The organism is Xanthomonas sp. NCPPB 2933 (assembly GCF_056725225.1).
Map to the genome: position 1 here is coordinate 1,653,941 of NZ_CM161518.1, position 15,686 is coordinate 1,669,626.

A 15,686-nucleotide genomic window follows, 5' to 3' on the forward strand; every position below is an offset into this window, starting at 1 on the left:
CTGCCACGTGCAGCAACCGCTTACGGGCCGAAGTAGGTGGAGATGCTGGAATACACGTCCGAGAAGCGCGAGTAGTAGTCTGGATCGGTCTGCGCGCTGCAGAACGAGTAGCCGCCGTACAGGCCGCCGCGCAGCTGGTACGCACCACCGCTGGCGACGGTGAACAGGCCCGAGCCGGACGAGCCGCCTTCGGTCACGCCATCGTTCCACACCACGCGGTACAGCGGGCTCTTGCCATCGATGGAGGTGCTCAGCCCATTCACGCTGCCCAGCGAATACTTCTTGACGTCGCCGGCTGGGTGATGGATGCCGACAATCGCGGTACCGGTCGCACCGATCGCCGCGCTGTTCCAGGCCGCGTAGAACGCGCCGCTCGGCGGTGCGGTCTTCAGTTCCAGTAACGCGGTGTCACGGGTGGTATTGGCGTGACGCAGGAACGCACCGCCGGTCAATGTGGTCGCCTGCGAACTGGCGGTGTTGCCGTTGCAGCTGGCCGCATCGTAGAACCAGTAAGTCTGCAACGAGTTGGCAACGGTCTGCGTGCTGATGCAGTGCGCCGCAGTCCAGAATAGATTGCGCTTGGGCGAGTTGGTGTTGTTGAGCAACGTGCCGGTGCAGTAGAACGAGCCCTCGCTGGTGGTGAACACCATGCGTGCCACCGCTTTTGCCGCACTGGTGAAGCCGGCGGTGGGGTTGGCACGGCAGACGATATCGTTCTGGCAGGAATCGCTCTCGCCAATGGCAATGGTCATCATGTCGCGCGCGCTGGCGGTGGGGCTGATATCCAGATGCGACAGCTGCGGAATGCTCAGGCTGAAGTTCTCCGGATACTGGCCGGCCGGCAGCGAAAGTTCGACCAACAGGTTCTCGCCACTGACGGTCGGCGACCAGCCGATGTCGTTGCCGCTGGTAACGAAGCTTGCACCGGATTGCTCGAACACGCGGCCGTCGTCGCCGGCAAAGCGCAGCGTCACCTTGGACGGATCGCCCGGCGTTGCGCCGGTACCGCGCAGTGTCAGGGATGCACGCAAAGACGCCGCCTGTGCAGAGCTGACCTTCAGGGTTGCAACGCGCGAGCCATCATTGGCCATCTGCCAATCGAGCGTGCCCAGATTCACCAAAGGTTTGGCAACTGCGCGCGAAAAACCGATCTGCAACGGCTGCCCATGTTTGACCTGTGCAATGCGGCGCTCACGCACGCGACTGATCTCGGTGCTAGTGGGCGCAGTGAGTTGCACCACGCGCGTGGGCAGGATGCCACCACGCAGACTTGCCGATTGCAATGTTGCCGCGCCGAGCTTGGCCGCTTGCGGCGCAGTGCTCACCGGCGCTGCGTCCATCTCGGTCGGCGGCGCTGCCAGTGCGGAGCCGGAAAGGGCGGAAAACAGCGCCAGGTACAACGCATTCTTGCGATTCATGGGTAGTCCTTACTCGTCAGGGAACGACAGGCTGCGGCGGGGGCCGCAGCGTGCGGGCGCCATCAGTGGCGCCGAACGAGACTAGCGAATGTTTACATCTGAATATGTGCTGAAAATCTCGTTCAGAGGTCGGCAATCGATAAAAATATGATCGCTTTCGGGAGCGTCGCTCCGTTTCATCACGCACGCACCGTGTGACGCGACGCGCCTGAAAAGGTGTTATCGACCTGGTGGCGTAAACGAGGCATGCGGAAGCATCCAGCGCGGCGCGGCGCGGCAGCGCAAGGCAAATAGCATGCAGACCCATGCGCGCTGCACGACCCGATGCTCAAGGTCGATTGCCGACGAGCAACTGCACAGCAACGCATTGCTGCACAGCGACACCGGCAGCAGCGCTTATTCCAACGCGTCGCTGGCGCGAAACTCGGTGGAACGACCGCTGACTTTCAGGAATGCCAACACCAACAGACCCACCGCCATCCACGCGGTGCCGCCGAGTTGCGCGTGCCGGTCGGCATTGATCAACACGTAGCCCAGGATCACGATGCCGATCAACGGCGTCGCACCATGCAATAGCAGGCTGCGGCCGTGCCCACGGAAGTGCCACAGCACCGCAACGTGCAACAGAATAAAAGCGGTGAGCGCGCCGACGTTGCACAACGAGGACAGCAGCGCGATCTGGCCAACGAATACTTCGCCCAGCACCATGCTCAAACCCGCCACCAGCAGGATGGCGCGCTGCGGCACGCCGGTACGCGGATGGATGTAGCGCAAGAACCCCGGCAGCTGACGGTCTCGCGCCATGGCGAACAACAGGCGCGAGGTGGCCGCCTGTGCAACCAGTGAATTGGCAATCGCAGCGCTGATCGCCACCGTCAGCGCGATGACGATCTGCAGCCACGGCCCGGCAATAAGCCGCCCGATCTCGAAGAACGCATCGTTGGAGGCCTGTGCGTTGGGGTAGCGCTGCAGGTTCGGCTGCAGCAGCGCCGCCAGCCAGGTCTGCAGCACGAACAGGCCGGCCACCATCAGCAGCGCCATCAAGGTGGCGCGCCCGACCACACGGTTACCGCCACGGGTTTCTTCCGACAGCGTGGAGATCGCGTCGAAGCCCAGAAACGACACCACCGCCACCGACAACGCACTGAAGATCAGTTGCGGCGAAAACGCCTGCGGGTTGTAGAACGGACGCAGGTTCCAGTGCGCACCGTTGACGCCGCGCTGGATCGCCAGGCTCGCCAGCACCACAAACACCGCCAGCACCAGCAACTGCGCATACAGAAAGAAACGATTGGCCCGCGCAGTGGTTTCGATACCGCGCAGATTGACAACGGTATTGAGCACCACGAAAAACGCGATCCACGCCGGCTGCGGTACCGCCGGCAACACGTTGTGCATCGCATTGGCGCCAACCACGTACAGCAGCGTCGGTACCAATAGATAGTCGAGCAGAATCGCCCAGCCGGCGAGAAACCCCGTGCCGCTGCTCAATCCGCGCCCCACGTACGCATACACCGAACCGGCCACCGGAAACGCTTGCGACATCTGCTGGTAGCTCAAGGCGGTGAACAGCATCGCCACGAAGCCGACCAGGTAGGTCAGCGGCACCATCCCGGCGCTGATATCGAATACGCCACCGAAGATGGAGAACGGCGCGGTCGGCACCATGAACACCAGCCCGTAGATCAGCAGATCCTTGAGCGTGAGCTGTCGCTTGAGCTCCTGGGTGTAGCCAAAGCGTTCCAGCGTGGCCGCGTCGTCGCGGCGTGGTGTGTCGGTCATGCAGGTATCCGCTGAGAGGAAGGCCGGGTCGCACGACAGGCGCGGTGGGGCGCTTGTCCGTGAATGCTGCGTTGCAGCTAGCTGACCGGCATTGTGACGATAATGTGGCCGGCAAGCCCATCCATTGGTAAAAGTGCTAGGTTTTCCATGCTGGATGTCGTCCAGCGGCACCTGCTGTCATCGAAGGACCCACCATGTTCGACACGCTGGCCAGCCTGGGCCGAGATTTGCAGGCGCTGCATACGCTCAATGCCTGCCTGGATCGAGTGTTTCGCGACGTCTGTGCGTTTGGTTTCAAGTCGCTGGTCTACGACTACGCGCCTGTTCCGCTGAGTATGGAGGGCGCGCTGATCACGCCATCGGTGTTCATGCAGCGCAACGCGCCGGGCGATATGCGGCACGTCTGGTGCGAGCATGGTTACTACCAACATGACCCTGTTCAGCAGCGTGCGACGCGGCGCATGACGCCATTCGTGTGGTCGTACCGTACCGACGGCAATCAGGAAGGTGTGGAATATGTTGGCGGCCAGCATCGGCAGGTGACGCGTTATCTGTGCGATAGCGGCATGGGAACCGGTGTCACCGTGCCCCTGCATTTGCCTGGCGGTGCATTCGCGACCTTCAGTGGCGCGGTCGATGCGGTTGCGGCCGAGGCACCACGGCTGGCCGAAGCGCAGCTGTCGCCCTTCTTGTTACTGGCACACGCGTTTCAGGCCCGCGCGCAGGAACTGCTGGATCCGCAGGAACGCCGCTGTCACCACATCGCATTGACCCGCCGCGAGCGCGAGTGCCTGCAGTACTCGGCCAAAGGGCTGACCGCCAAAAGCATCGCGGCCGCGCTCAATCGCTCTACCGCCACGGTGAATCTGCATCTGAACTCGGCCGCACGCAAACTGGGCGCGCGTAATCGCGTCGAGGCAGTGGTGCGCGGGATGCATTATCGATTGCTGGAACCTTAAACCAAGCCTGCGGCTATCGATCACAGCGTGCGATCGGCGGGCTGGATGCGTCGCCCGGTGCACACACTATGGCGCGCGCAACCGCGCATCTGAAACTGCTGCGAACCTGAGAGTTTTACCAGTTAGCGTGCGCGGGCCGGGTCGCTAGGCTGAGCGCTCACTATTGCCGTAGGCAGGCGCAGGTCATGCAGTCCACTGAGGGTTACGTCGAATTCCGTGGGTACCGTACCTGGTACCGCATCACCGGCGACCTGCGCAGTGACGCCTGCCCGCTGATCGTCCTGCACGGCGGCCCCGGCTGCACCCACGACTATGTGGACAGCTTCAAGGACCTGGCTGCCAATGGCCGCGCGGTCATCCATTACGACCAACTCGGCAACGGCAAGTCCACCCATCTTCCCAATGCCGACCCCGGCTTCTGGACGGTGGGGCTGTTTCTGGATGAGCTACAGACCCTGATCACCCAGCTTGGGCTGTCGCAGTACGCGTTGCTGGGGCAATCCTGGGGCGGGATGCTGGCGGCCGAACATGCGGTGCGCCGGCCGGCCGGTCTGCGTGCGTTGGTGATCGCCAACTCGCCGGCATCGATGGGCTTGTGGCGCGCTGCCGCATTGCGCTTGCGTGCGCGTCTGCCGGAAGACATCCAGGCGGCACTGGACGCACACGAAGCCGCCGGCACGCTGGAGCATCCGGCCTACCGCGCCGCAAGCCAGGTGTTCTACGCGCAGCATGTGTGCCGGCTGCTGCCGTGGCCTGCGGAAGTGGCGCGCACCTTCGCCGCCATCGATGCCGACCCCACCGTCTACCACGCGATGAACGGCCCGACCGAATTCCACGTGGTGGGGAGCCTGCGCAATTGGAGCATCATCGAACGTCTGCATCGCATCACCGCACCTGCGCTGGTGTTATCGGGCAAATACGATGAAGCCACGCCGGAAACCGTCGAGCCCTACGCACGCCTGATTCCGGACGCGCAGTGGCATGTGTTCGCCAATTCCAGCCATATGCCGCACGTGGAAGAACGCGCTGCCTGCATGCGGCTGGTCGGCAACTTCCTCGACGACCACACGCCGTGGCCCGGCGAGCAGCTGGTGCATGCGTCGGCGCTGGCCAGCCGCGCGGTGTGAGCTGATGGTGTGCGGGTGCGTGTGAGTAAGTGCTCGCGAGCTTCTCTCCGCGCTGCGGTCGAACACCGTCTGATGCATGACACTGTCGTGCTGAAGCAACGCGGCCTTGTCGATTGAGGCGGCGTGCACCGCCAGCGTTCGCCCACTGTGGCGATTGATTTTCAGATGCACTCACGCATCGCCTCCAGCAAAGTAGCGCGCCATCGCTCCCTATCTGCAAGCATATTTGTGCAGTAGCGCTCTGCGGCTGCACATCGATGTCGCCAACAACTTCGCCAACACATTCGACAACGTGCGGTCGTGTGCGGCTTCCTACGTGCATCACTACGTTGTGCGTGCGCAAGCGTGAGAAACGCATTTGCCGGTACCACGCGTAGTCGAACACGCGTGTGAGCAACCACAGCATCGGCATGCGTTTGCATACATAGAAAAAACATCGCGCACATCACCGCAGTGTCCTGTCCTGCGTGTCTCTCGCTGTCTCTTTTGCATGTCCTGCGAGGAGAACACAGTGCTGCGTCAAAGTTTCAGAGATGGATAATTGTTTTATGTTTTAAACCGCGCGAAGAATGCGGCCCCCACGCACCGCTTTGCCACCGTCGATGCAATCGCGCCGACGCCACGCATCGCTTTTCGATTTCATTTGGGAGAGGCTGCATGATCATCAAGACACTCACTGGCGCACTCGCGCTTGCACTGTCCGCTTGCGCCGCGAGTGCCATCGCCGGCCCGGTCGGGTACGGTGCCGCCACCACTGGCGGCGGCAACAAGACCCCGGTCAACGTCGCCACCTTCGAAGCGATGCAGGCCGCCATTGACAGCTATTCCGGCAGTGGCGGGCTGGTGCTCAATTACACCGGCAAGTTCGACTTCAGCACCATCAAGGACGTCTGCGCGCAGTGGAAGTTGCCGGCCAAGACCGTGCAGATTAAGAACAAGAGCGATGTCACCATCAAGGGCGCGAATGGCTCGGCGGCCAACTTCGGTGTGTGGGTGGTGGGCAACGCCAACAACATCATCATCCAGAACATGACCATCGGCTTGCTGCAAGGCGGCGAAGATGCGGATTCGATTTCGTTGGAAGGCAATTCCAGCGGCTCACCGTCCAAAATCTGGGTCGATCACAACACCGTGTTCGCCTCGTTGACCAAGTGCTCCGGTGCCGGCGATGCCTCCTTCGATGGCGGCATCGACATGAAGAAGGGCGTGCACCACGTCACCGTGTCCTACAACCACGTCTACAACTATCAAAAGGTCGCGCTCAATGGATTCAGCGACAGCGACACCAAGAACTCGGCCGCGCGCACCACCTATCATCACAACCGCTTCGAGAATGTCGAGTCGCGCGTGCCACTGCAGCGGCGCGGGCTGAGCCATATCTACAACAACTACTTCAACAACGTCACCACCTCCGGCATCAACGTGCGCATGGGCGGCGTGGCGAAGATCGAATCCAACTACTTCGAGAACATCAAGAACCCGGTGACCTCGCGCGACAGCAGCGAGATCGGCTACTGGGACCTGATCAACAACTACGTCGGCAGCGGCATCACCTGGGGCACGCCGGATGGCAGCAAGCCCTACGCCAACGCCACCAACTGGATCACCACCAAGGTGTTCCCGGAACCGCTGGGCTACACCTACAGCATCACCCCGGCCGCGCAGGTCAAGGCCAAGGTGATCGCCACTGCAGGTGCGGGCAAGAACCTGGCGGAATGATCGGCCACAAGACGTTGCAGTGACACCGATCCCCGGCTTGCCGGGGATCTTTGTGTGCGGCATGCAGCGTGCGGCGGATTTGCCCACCAGCTGCGTGCAGTGAAGCGGGTCTGGAGCGTGTCACGCACCTGGAGGCCAGTGCGAACGACCTGCTGATACGATGAGGCAAGGCGCGATTGCCTGGCTTGTCCACTCTTTCGCCAGGCCCGCGTCAAGAGGCGCGGCAGGCGCCGCGACGCGGTATCGTGTCGCGATTCCATCTCTTCAAGCCCGTCCATGCCGCTTCCGACCGATCCCGTTGCTGAGAACGCTCCGTCCGCCGCGCCCGCGTTGCGCCATGCGCTGAAACCGCGGCAATTGATGATGATGGGCCTGGGCACGGCGATCGGTGCCGGGCTGTTTCTGGGCTCGGGCGTGGGCATCCACGCGGCGGGGCCGGCGGTACTGGTGTCGTATCTGATCGCCGGGGCCCTGGTGATCATCGTGATGAATGCGCTGGGCGAAATGGCCGCGTCCAAGCCGACCAGCGGCGCGTTTTCGGTGTATGCGGCCGATGCGATGGGGCCGACCGCCGGTGCGACGGTGGGCTGGTTGTGGTGGCTGCAGATCGTGGTGGTGATCGCCGCCGAAGCGGTCGGCGCGGCAGGCTTGCTCGCTTCGGTGTGGCCGGCGTTGCCGGTGCCCCTGCTGGCGGTGGTGTTCATGGCGACCTTCACGGCGATCAATCTGCTGGGTGTGCGCAACTTCGGCGAGTTCGAATTCTGGTTCGCCATCCTCAAGGTCGTTGCGATCGTGGTGTTCCTGCTGATCGGCGTGGCCTTGCTGGCAGGCTGGTTGCCGGGTGTGGTGTCGCCGAGGCTGTCCAACTTCACCCAGCACGGCGGATTCGCCCCGAAAGGTCTGGTTGGCGTCGGCTCGGCGTTGCTGGTGGTGGTGTTCGCCTTCGGTGGCACCGAGATCGTGGCGGTGGCCGCCGCGGAAACCGCCGATCCGGGCCGCAGCCTGGCACGCACCATTCGCACCGTGGCCTGGCGCATCCTGGTGTTCTACATCGGCTCGATCAGCGTGATCGTGGCGGTGGTGCCGTGGACCAGCGCGGCGCTCAGCTCGCCGTTTGCCGCGGTGCTGGAAGTGGCGCGCATCCCCGGCGCGGCCACCGCCATCACCCTGGTCGCCGTGGTGGCCTTGTTGTCGGCGCTCAACGCCAATCTGTATGGCGCCTCGCGGATGATCTTTTCGCTGGCGCAACGCGGCGAAGCGCCGCGCCTGCTCGGCAGGACCAGCGGCGAGCAGGTGCCGCTGGTGGCGGTGATCGCCAGCGTGTTGTTCGGCTTCGCGGCGGCGGCGCTGGAATTGCTGTATCCCAACAAGGTGTTGCCGATGCTGCTCAACATCGTCGGCGCCACCTGCCTGCTGGTGTGGACGATCTCGTTGCTGTCGCAGCTGATCCTGCGCGCACGCGCCGACCGCGCCGGCATCACGTTGCCGTTCCGTATGCGTGGGTATCCGTTTCTGACCCTGCTGGCGCTGGCGATCCTGGCGGTGATCTTCGTGCTGCTGGCCTCGTCGGCAGACACCCGTGCGCAGTTCCTGTCGATGGTCGGTTTGACTGCGGTCATTGCGGTGGTCAGCGAAGTGGCGCGACGCGTCCGTGGCCGGACGTGACCATCCGGGTCCACGTGCGGAGCGCATGATCGTGCCGCAGCGGAAACAGGCCGCAGTGCGCTCGTGCACACCGTCGAAACGAGAAACACGCTAGCAATCTTGCGGTTTGCTTGCTGTCAGACAGGCGATCTTCTGGATCTGCTGATCCAGTTCAGTTACTGTCCTTTGGCAGCTGCTGTTCGTTCCACCAAGTTGATTAAGAGAATATCGACTTAATAATCACTAACGATAAAAACGCATTGTTTTAGAGTGGCTAACAAAACGTAGCCGCCTAGTAGTTTTGATGCCCGCTCTTTTTCTTTGATTTTTTCAGGAGTCATCGCCGGGGTTCGTGCATGAGTGCCGTTTCGTCCGAGGATTTTGCTGCCTTGCCTGCCGCCCACACGCTGGAAGAAGTGCATGCGCTGGCCTATCCAGTCGACACACATCTGGACTCCCTGTATCTGTCGCGCGTGGCCGGTTACGATTTCTGGAAGGGCGACTGGAAAGCGCATCGACGCTCGCTGATCATCTGGCTGATGTTCAAAACCTCGCCGAGAGGTCGCAATCAACCGCTGATGCACCACGTGAGTGGCCCGGACTTTCTCGCGGGCGGTTACGGAGGTGCGTGTTTCAGCGCCCACGCGCTATGGGAAAACCTGATCGGCGCGCCTTTTCTCGATCCCTGGAAGCACTGGGTGGATCACCAGCACTATGTCGAGGCGGTGGTGGCGGCAAGCAACGGTCGGATGCGGCTGGCACGCAGCGCCGCTGAGCTACGCGCGATTCGGGCCGAGGGTCTTTGCTGCGCCATCCTGTCGCTGGAAGGCGCGCATATGCTTGGTCCACGCGGCATCCGCACCCAGGCGCTGCGATTGGAGCGCCTGGGCATCGCTGCCAAGGCCGGGGCCGCCTATGTGACGCTCAATCATTTCAGCCATACCGACATTTCCCAGTCCGGCTATGCGCCGCTCAATCCGTGGCGCGGGATCGAGGGCGCGGGGCTGTCGGAGTTCGGCAGGGAGGTCGTGGAGCGCTGTATCGAGGTGGGACTGCTGGTGGATCTTTCGCATACGTCGAGCCAGGGAATACTCGATGCGTGCGCCATTTGCGCGCGCCGCAACGTACCGGCCTTCGCCTCGCATGGCGCATCGCGCAGCATCACCCGTGGTGCGCAGACGCGGCCGTCGCGCCATCTCGACCGCGGGCTCGACGACGCGGCCATCCGCGCCATCGTGCAGACCGGCGGCTGCATCAGCGTGATTCTGGCGCCGTACTTTCTGCAGCATTCCTATCTGGCGGACGGCAAGCCGAACATGGATGCCGATCTGGCGTTTGTCATCGGCTATTACGAAGCCTTCGCCCGACAGATCGCCGACATGGGGATTGTCGAAGATCCGTGGAAACACTTGAGTTTCGGCAGCGATTTCGATGGCGGCATTTCCAGCTTGCCGACCGGGATGCGCAGCGGTGCGGATCTGCCCAGGCTCACGCAGGCGATGATGGATGCCGGCTGGCCCACCCAACGCATCGTCGATGTGTATAGCGGCAATTTCCTGCGGGTCTGGGAGCGGACGCGGCCGTAGCGTTTTCCAGCACACCTGCATTCGGATGGGAGAGTGAGAGGGTAGGTCTGCGGTGTTGCGTGCCTTACGGTAACGGCCGTCGGGATGCGGCGGCGCTGCCAGCGTCGTCGGCAGGCACCTGCGCGCGGTTGCTGTCGACGGTCGGCTCGACTGCGCTCAGTGCGCTGGTCAGCGACGTGGCGGCTTGCTGCAACAGCCTCGCTCCGATCCCATTCGCGCCCAGGAAATCCGTGCTGCATCGCACGCCAGGCGTAGCATCGCGTTGCAGCGCAAGCGCGGCAATTTGCCGCAGATGCGACGCCGTGTCGCATCGGGAACGAGCACGACCGTCCTTATGATGATCCCGTAGCGCAGACGTTGCGATCGAACACCGCACTGTCTTGTGGCGATTGACCTGCCGTCTGCGCGCGGATGCTTCCTCACTTTCCAGGAGGGCTCTCCATGGATGCCTTGCTGTTATCGCGAATCCAGTTCGGGTTCGTCATCGCGTTTCACGTGCTGTTTCCGGCATTCACCATCGGGCTGTCCAGCCTGCTGGCCTTTCTGGAATGGCGCTGGCTGCGCACCCGCCTGCCGGTGTGGCGCGAGCTGTATTTCTTCTGGCAGAAGATCTTCGCGGTGTCGTTCGGCATGGGGGTGGTCAGCGGTATCGTGATGGCCTTCCAGTTCGGCGCCAACTGGCCGGAGTTGAGCCGGATCGCCGGCAGCGTGATCGGCCCGTTGCTTAGCTACGAGGTGCTCACCGCGTTCTTTCTGGAAGCCAGTTTCCTGGGCGTGATGATGTTCGGCTGGGGGCGTATCTCCGAACGCCTGCACTTCTTCGCCACCTGCATGGTAGCGCTGGGCACGATGTTTTCCACATTTTGGATCCTGTCGTCCAACAGCTGGCTGCAGACCCCGGCCGGGTATGAAGTGGTCGACGGCATCGTGCATCCGCAGGACTGGCTGCAGATCATTTTCAACCCGTCGTTCCCGTACCGGCTGACGCACATGGCGCTGGGCTCGTTCATCACCACCTGCTTTGTGGTGGGTGCGGTGGGTGCGTGGTACCTGCATCGCGGAGTGCATCGTGAGTCCGGCCTGCGCATGCTCAAGCTGGCGGTGGCCTTCGCGGCGATCACCGTGCCGCTGCAGATCTTCGTCGGCGACATGCATGGCTTGAACACGCTCAAGCACCAGCCGATGAAGATCGCGGCGATCGAAGCGCATTGGCATGACGAAGCGCAGGGCAAGGGTTTCCCGCTGGTGCTGTTTGCGCTGCCCAATGCGCAGGCAGAGCATAACGATTACGAGGTGGCGATTCCGCGCCTGGGCAGTGTGCTCCTGACCCACAGCCTGGACGGCAGCATCGCGCCATTGACTTCGGTGCCGGCGGCCGATCGCCCGCCGGTGACCCCGGTGTTCTTCGCCTTCCGCATCATGGTGGGGATCGGCTCGTTGATGTTGCTGGTGGCCTGGGTGTCGGCGTTCGCGTGGTGGCGCGGCAAGTTGCTGCAGTGGCGCTGGCTGCTGGCGACCTGGCGCTGGATGTTGCCGAGCGGCTTTATCGCGCTGGTGTCGGGCTGGTTCGTCACCGAGATGGGGCGGCAGCCGTACGTGGTCTATGGGCTGTTGCGTACCGCCGACGCGGTGGGCCCGCAGTCGACGCTGATGACCGCGATCTCGCTGACGGTGTACGTCGCCGGTTATGCGTTCGTGTTCGGCTGGGGCATCTGGTACCTGGTCAAGATCGGCAAGATCGGGCCGACCCCGCACGACGCGCCGCAGCTGGACCACGGGGAGCACACGCCTGCACGGCCGCTGTCGGCGGCCGATGAACCGATCGACGGAGCCGCATGATGGACATGACGAGTGTTTTGCCGGTGGCGTGGTTCGCGGTGATCGGCTTCGGGGTGCTGATGTACGTGGTGCTGGATGGCTTCGTGCTCGGCATCGGCATCCTGGCGCCGTTTCGCAAGGACGAGGCGCAACTGGATCTGATGATGAATACCGCCGCGCCGATCTGGGACGGCAACGAAACCTGGCTGGTGTTGGGCGGGGCAGGGCTGCTGGCCGCGTTTCCCAAGGCGTATGCGGTGATTCTGTCGGCGCTGTATCTGCCGGTGTTGTTGATGGTGATGGCGCTGGTGTTCCGCGGGGTGGCGTTCGAGTTCCGCTTCAAGGCGCAGCGCTCGCGGCGATTGTGGAGCAATGCCTTTGCCGCCGGCTCGATCCTGACCACCTTTGCGCAAGGGGTGATCCTGGGCGCGCTGGTGCAGGGCTTGCCGATCGAGAACGACCGCTATGTCGGAGGCATCTGGGGCTGGTTCAGTCCGTTCGCGATGCTCACCGGTGCGGCGCTGGTGTTCGGCTATGCCTTGCTCGGCAGCACCTGGCTGATCCTCAAGACCGAAGGCCATGTGCAACAGCTCGCGCGTCAGTTGAGCCGGCCGCTGACCATCAGCGTGTTGATCTTTATCGGCCTGGTCAGCGCCTGGCTGCCGTCGCTGCAATCGCATGTGATGGAGCGCTGGTTCAGCGGCTCGCATTATCTGTGGCTGATGCCGGTGCCGGTGCTGGTCGCCCTCGTGGGGTTCGCGCTCTGGCGTTCGACCGAGGCGGGGCGGCCGGATACGCCGCCGTTTCTGTTGGCGATGGGCTTGTTCGTACTCGGTTTTACGGGCCTGGTGCTGGGCATGTGGCCGTATCTGGTGCCGCCGGTCTACACGATCTGGCAGGCCGCTGCGCCGCCGTCTTCGCAGATGTTCGCACTGGTCGGCCTGGTGGTGTTACTGCCGCTGATCCTGGGCTACACGGTGTGGTCGTATCGCGTGTTCCGCGGCAAGGTCACGGCGGACACCGGGTATCACCATTGATGGCTGGAAGGTGCGGCGTTACTGCGCCGTGTCTCCGGATCGGGCTGAAACGGAAACGCAGTGCGTATGGCAGCGGTGGGAGCGCAGACAGCCTTCGCTCGATGAGCAATCCGCTCACGCTCAGCGCAGGCGCTGTTTGAACATCCATTCCCACATCGCCTGGTCGGCGTAGGTGGCATCCCAGGCGTTGTGGTTGCCCTCGGGATATTCGCTGTAACGCACATTGGCGCCGATGCCTTTGGCGGCGCGATACAGCGCACGGTCGTCGTGCGGCGGTACCGAATCGTCCCTGGCGCCATGAAACATCCAGATCGGCACGTGCTTGAGCTGGGTGACCGCGGCGGTGTACGGGTCGGCTTCCTTTGCCACCAGGCTGACGTACAGCGTGCGGCGCTCATCGCGCGGTGCCTTGAGCGCGCCGCAGATCGGCACGATCGCCGCGAAACGCTGCGGCTGCATCAGCCCGATTTCCCACGCGCCGTAGCCGCCCATCGAGATGCCGGTGAGGTAGGTGCGCTGCGGGTCGGCAGCGAACTCGGCGCTGGTCGCGTCCAATGCAGCGATCGCCATGCGTGCATTGATGCCCAGCCACTCTTCGTCGTCGGGCACCTGCGGCAGCACCACCAACGCGGGAAACTCGGCCGTGTGTTCGCTCAGGTAAGGGCCAACGCCCACTTCGGCCTGATCGCGCCCGTTGTCGCCGCGCTCGCCCGAGCCATGCAGAAACAGCACGATGGGCAGCGGCTGCGGCATCTTCGAGGCCGGCACGAATACCTGATAGCGGTACAGCCGTCCTTCGATCTCCAGCGTGCGGGTGACGAAGTGGCCACGGCGCGCATCGTGGTGGCGCTCACCCATGCTGGAACAGCCTGCAAGCACCAGCGCGAAGACCACAAGAACAAGGCAGCGACGAATCACGCAGCACTCCTGACCGAACCGATGACATGCCCGCAGTATCGCCGCACGCAGGTGCGCTGGCATGCCGCGGTGCGGCGATTTTGTGTTGCAGTGTCATCCCAACGTGCACAGCACGCGCTACGGCAGCAGAATCAGCGTGGCCAGGCCGAGGAAACTCAAGAAGCCCATCACATCGGTCAGCGTGGTCAGAATCACGCCGCCGGCCAGCGCCGGGTCGAAGCCCAGGCGTTTCAACGTCACCGGCACCAGCACCCCGCCGAACGCTGCGGTGAGCATGTTCAAGGTCAGCGCAGTGCCGATCACCAGCGACAGCATCGGTTGTTGGAACCAGGCCAGCACGATCAGCCCCAGGCTCACGCCCAGCACCACACCGTTGATCAGCGCCACGGTCAGCTCTTTCTTGAGCAGCGTCATCACGTTGGACGAGCCGATCTGGCCCAACGCCAGGCCGCGCACCATCAGCGCCAACACCTGCGTGCCGGCGTTGCCGCCCATGCCGGCCACGATCGGCATCAGCGCCGCCAGCGCCACCAGTTTTTCGATGGTGCCTTCGAACTTGCTGACCACGCTGGAGGCCAGAAACGCAGTGCACAGGTTGATGCCCAGCCAGATCAGGCGGCGGCGGAACGCACGCCGCGCCGGGCTGAACATGTCCTCGTCTTCGTCCAGACCGGCCGCGCTCATGGCCTGGTGCTCGGCCTGCTCGCGGATGATGTCGACCACGTCATCGATGGTGATGCGGCCGAGCAGGATGTTGTTGTCGTCCACCACCGGCGCGGAGATCCAGTCGTGATCCGAAAAGCGCCGTGCGACCTCGTCGGAGCCATCGCCCACATCGATCGCCGGTTGTTCGTCGTCGATCAGGCGATTGACCGGTGTGTTGTCCTCATGCGTGACCAACGCGGCCAGCGACACGCGGCCCAGGTATTGATGGCGCCGGCTCACCACGTACAGATGATCGGTGTGGTCGGGCAGCTCGCCGCGCAGGCGCAAGTAACGCAGCACCACATCCACATTGACGTCGGCGCGCACCGTCACCACGTCCGGGTTCATCAATCGCCCGGCGGTGTACTCCGGGTACGACAGCACCTGTTCGAGCCGCTCGCGGTTCTCGCGGTCCATCGACTTGAGCACTTCGTCGATGACGGTGTCGGGCAGGTCTTCGACCAGATTGGCCAGATCGTCGATGTCGAGGTCTTCGACCGCGGCCACGATCTCGTCGGTGTCCATGTCGGCTAGCAGGCTTTCGCGCACTTCGTCGCCGACATGCAGCAGCACTTCGCCGTCGTCTTCCGGGTCGACCAGTCCCCACACCACTTCGCGCTTGCCGGGCGGCAGCGACTCGAGCAGGTTGCCGATCTCCGCCGGCGCCAGCGTATTGACCAGCCGGCGTACCGGCCCAAGGCGCCCGCTATCCAGTGCGTCGGACAGCAATCGGAGCTGGCGCGCGGTCTTGTCGTGGCGGACGGCTTCGGCCATGCGCAGCTCCCTTGAAAAGTAGACACGTCCCTAGTGCAGGACGCGGTGCTGAGTCAGCACGGCATTATCGCTTGCGCATGGTGACGAAACATACAGTGCCGCGCGCAACGCGCTGGAACATCGCCTGCGCGATGCAGCCGCCAAGCCGGAGCGGCTGAAAAAAACCTGGCGAGCGGTCGTCAGCTGGAGAAGGGGCGGC

The 15,686-nt window shown here is 63.4% G+C and carries 11 protein-coding genes; 7 read left to right on the forward strand and 4 right to left on the reverse strand.

Going from position 1 to position 15,686, the window contains the following annotated elements; all coding sequences use genetic code 11:
* Positions 1 to 20: 20 nt before the first annotated feature.
* Complete coding sequence (locus AC1PLU_RS06760; protein WP_481108040.1) at positions 21 to 1,418, reverse strand: trypsin-like serine peptidase; 1,398 nt, start codon at positions 1,416 to 1,418, stop codon at positions 21 to 23.
* A gap of 396 nt (positions 1,419 to 1,814) precedes the next feature.
* On the reverse strand, positions 1,815 to 3,200 hold the full coding sequence (locus tag AC1PLU_RS06765) for an APC family permease (protein WP_481108041.1): 1,386 nt from the start codon (positions 3,198 to 3,200) through the stop codon (positions 1,815 to 1,817).
* 194 nt (positions 3,201 to 3,394) lie between these two features.
* Here AC1PLU_RS06765 and AC1PLU_RS06770 point away from each other — a divergent pair, with 194 nt between their 5' ends.
* The 7 genes from AC1PLU_RS06770 (at position 3,395) to cydB (ending at position 13,090) form a co-directional block, all read left to right on the forward strand.
* The gene (locus AC1PLU_RS06770) at positions 3,395 to 4,159 is read left to right on the forward strand and encodes a LuxR family transcriptional regulator (protein ID WP_006449226.1); all 765 of its coding nucleotides are present in this window, start codon (positions 3,395 to 3,397) and stop codon (positions 4,157 to 4,159) included.
* Between the two features lie 185 nt (positions 4,160 to 4,344).
* Positions 4,345 to 5,286, forward strand: a complete 942-nt coding sequence (locus AC1PLU_RS06775) for a proline iminopeptidase-family hydrolase (protein WP_481108042.1) — start codon at positions 4,345 to 4,347, stop codon at positions 5,284 to 5,286.
* Between the two features lie 657 nt (positions 5,287 to 5,943).
* The gene (locus AC1PLU_RS06780; protein WP_481108043.1) at positions 5,944 to 7,005 is read left to right on the forward strand and encodes a pectate lyase family protein; all 1,062 of its coding nucleotides are present in this window, start codon (positions 5,944 to 5,946) and stop codon (positions 7,003 to 7,005) included.
* Positions 7,006 to 7,281: 276 nt separating this feature from the next.
* Entirely contained in the window at positions 7,282 to 8,670 is a 1,389-nt protein-coding gene (locus tag AC1PLU_RS06785) for an amino acid permease (protein WP_481108044.1), read from the forward strand.
* 335 nt (positions 8,671 to 9,005) lie between these two features.
* Positions 9,006 to 10,235 (forward strand): membrane dipeptidase, encoded by a 1,230-nt coding sequence (locus AC1PLU_RS06790; RefSeq protein WP_481108045.1) that lies wholly within the window; start codon positions 9,006 to 9,008, stop codon positions 10,233 to 10,235.
* A 441-nt stretch (positions 10,236 to 10,676) separates the two neighbouring features.
* Positions 10,677 to 12,074 (forward strand): cytochrome ubiquinol oxidase subunit I, encoded by a 1,398-nt coding sequence (locus AC1PLU_RS06795; RefSeq protein ID WP_481108046.1) that lies wholly within the window; start codon positions 10,677 to 10,679, stop codon positions 12,072 to 12,074.
* Complete coding sequence (cydB, locus tag AC1PLU_RS06800; protein ID WP_481108480.1) at positions 12,074 to 13,090, forward strand: cytochrome d ubiquinol oxidase subunit II; 1,017 nt, start codon at positions 12,074 to 12,076, stop codon at positions 13,088 to 13,090. Before AC1PLU_RS06795 ends, cydB begins: the two co-directional genes overlap by 1 nt.
* A 120-nt stretch (positions 13,091 to 13,210) precedes the next feature.
* On the opposite strand, the gene AC1PLU_RS06805 is transcribed toward cydB, so the two are convergent.
* Together AC1PLU_RS06805 and mgtE are read right to left on the reverse strand one after the other, a co-directional pair.
* Entirely contained in the window at positions 13,211 to 14,071 is an 861-nt protein-coding gene (locus tag AC1PLU_RS06805) for a carboxylesterase family protein (protein ID WP_481108047.1), read from the reverse strand.
* Positions 14,072 to 14,125: 54 nt separating this feature from the next.
* The gene (mgtE, locus tag AC1PLU_RS06810; RefSeq protein ID WP_023904639.1) at positions 14,126 to 15,487 is read right to left on the reverse strand and encodes a magnesium transporter; all 1,362 of its coding nucleotides are present in this window, start codon (positions 15,485 to 15,487) and stop codon (positions 14,126 to 14,128) included.
* Positions 15,488 to 15,686: the final 199 nt, after the last annotated feature.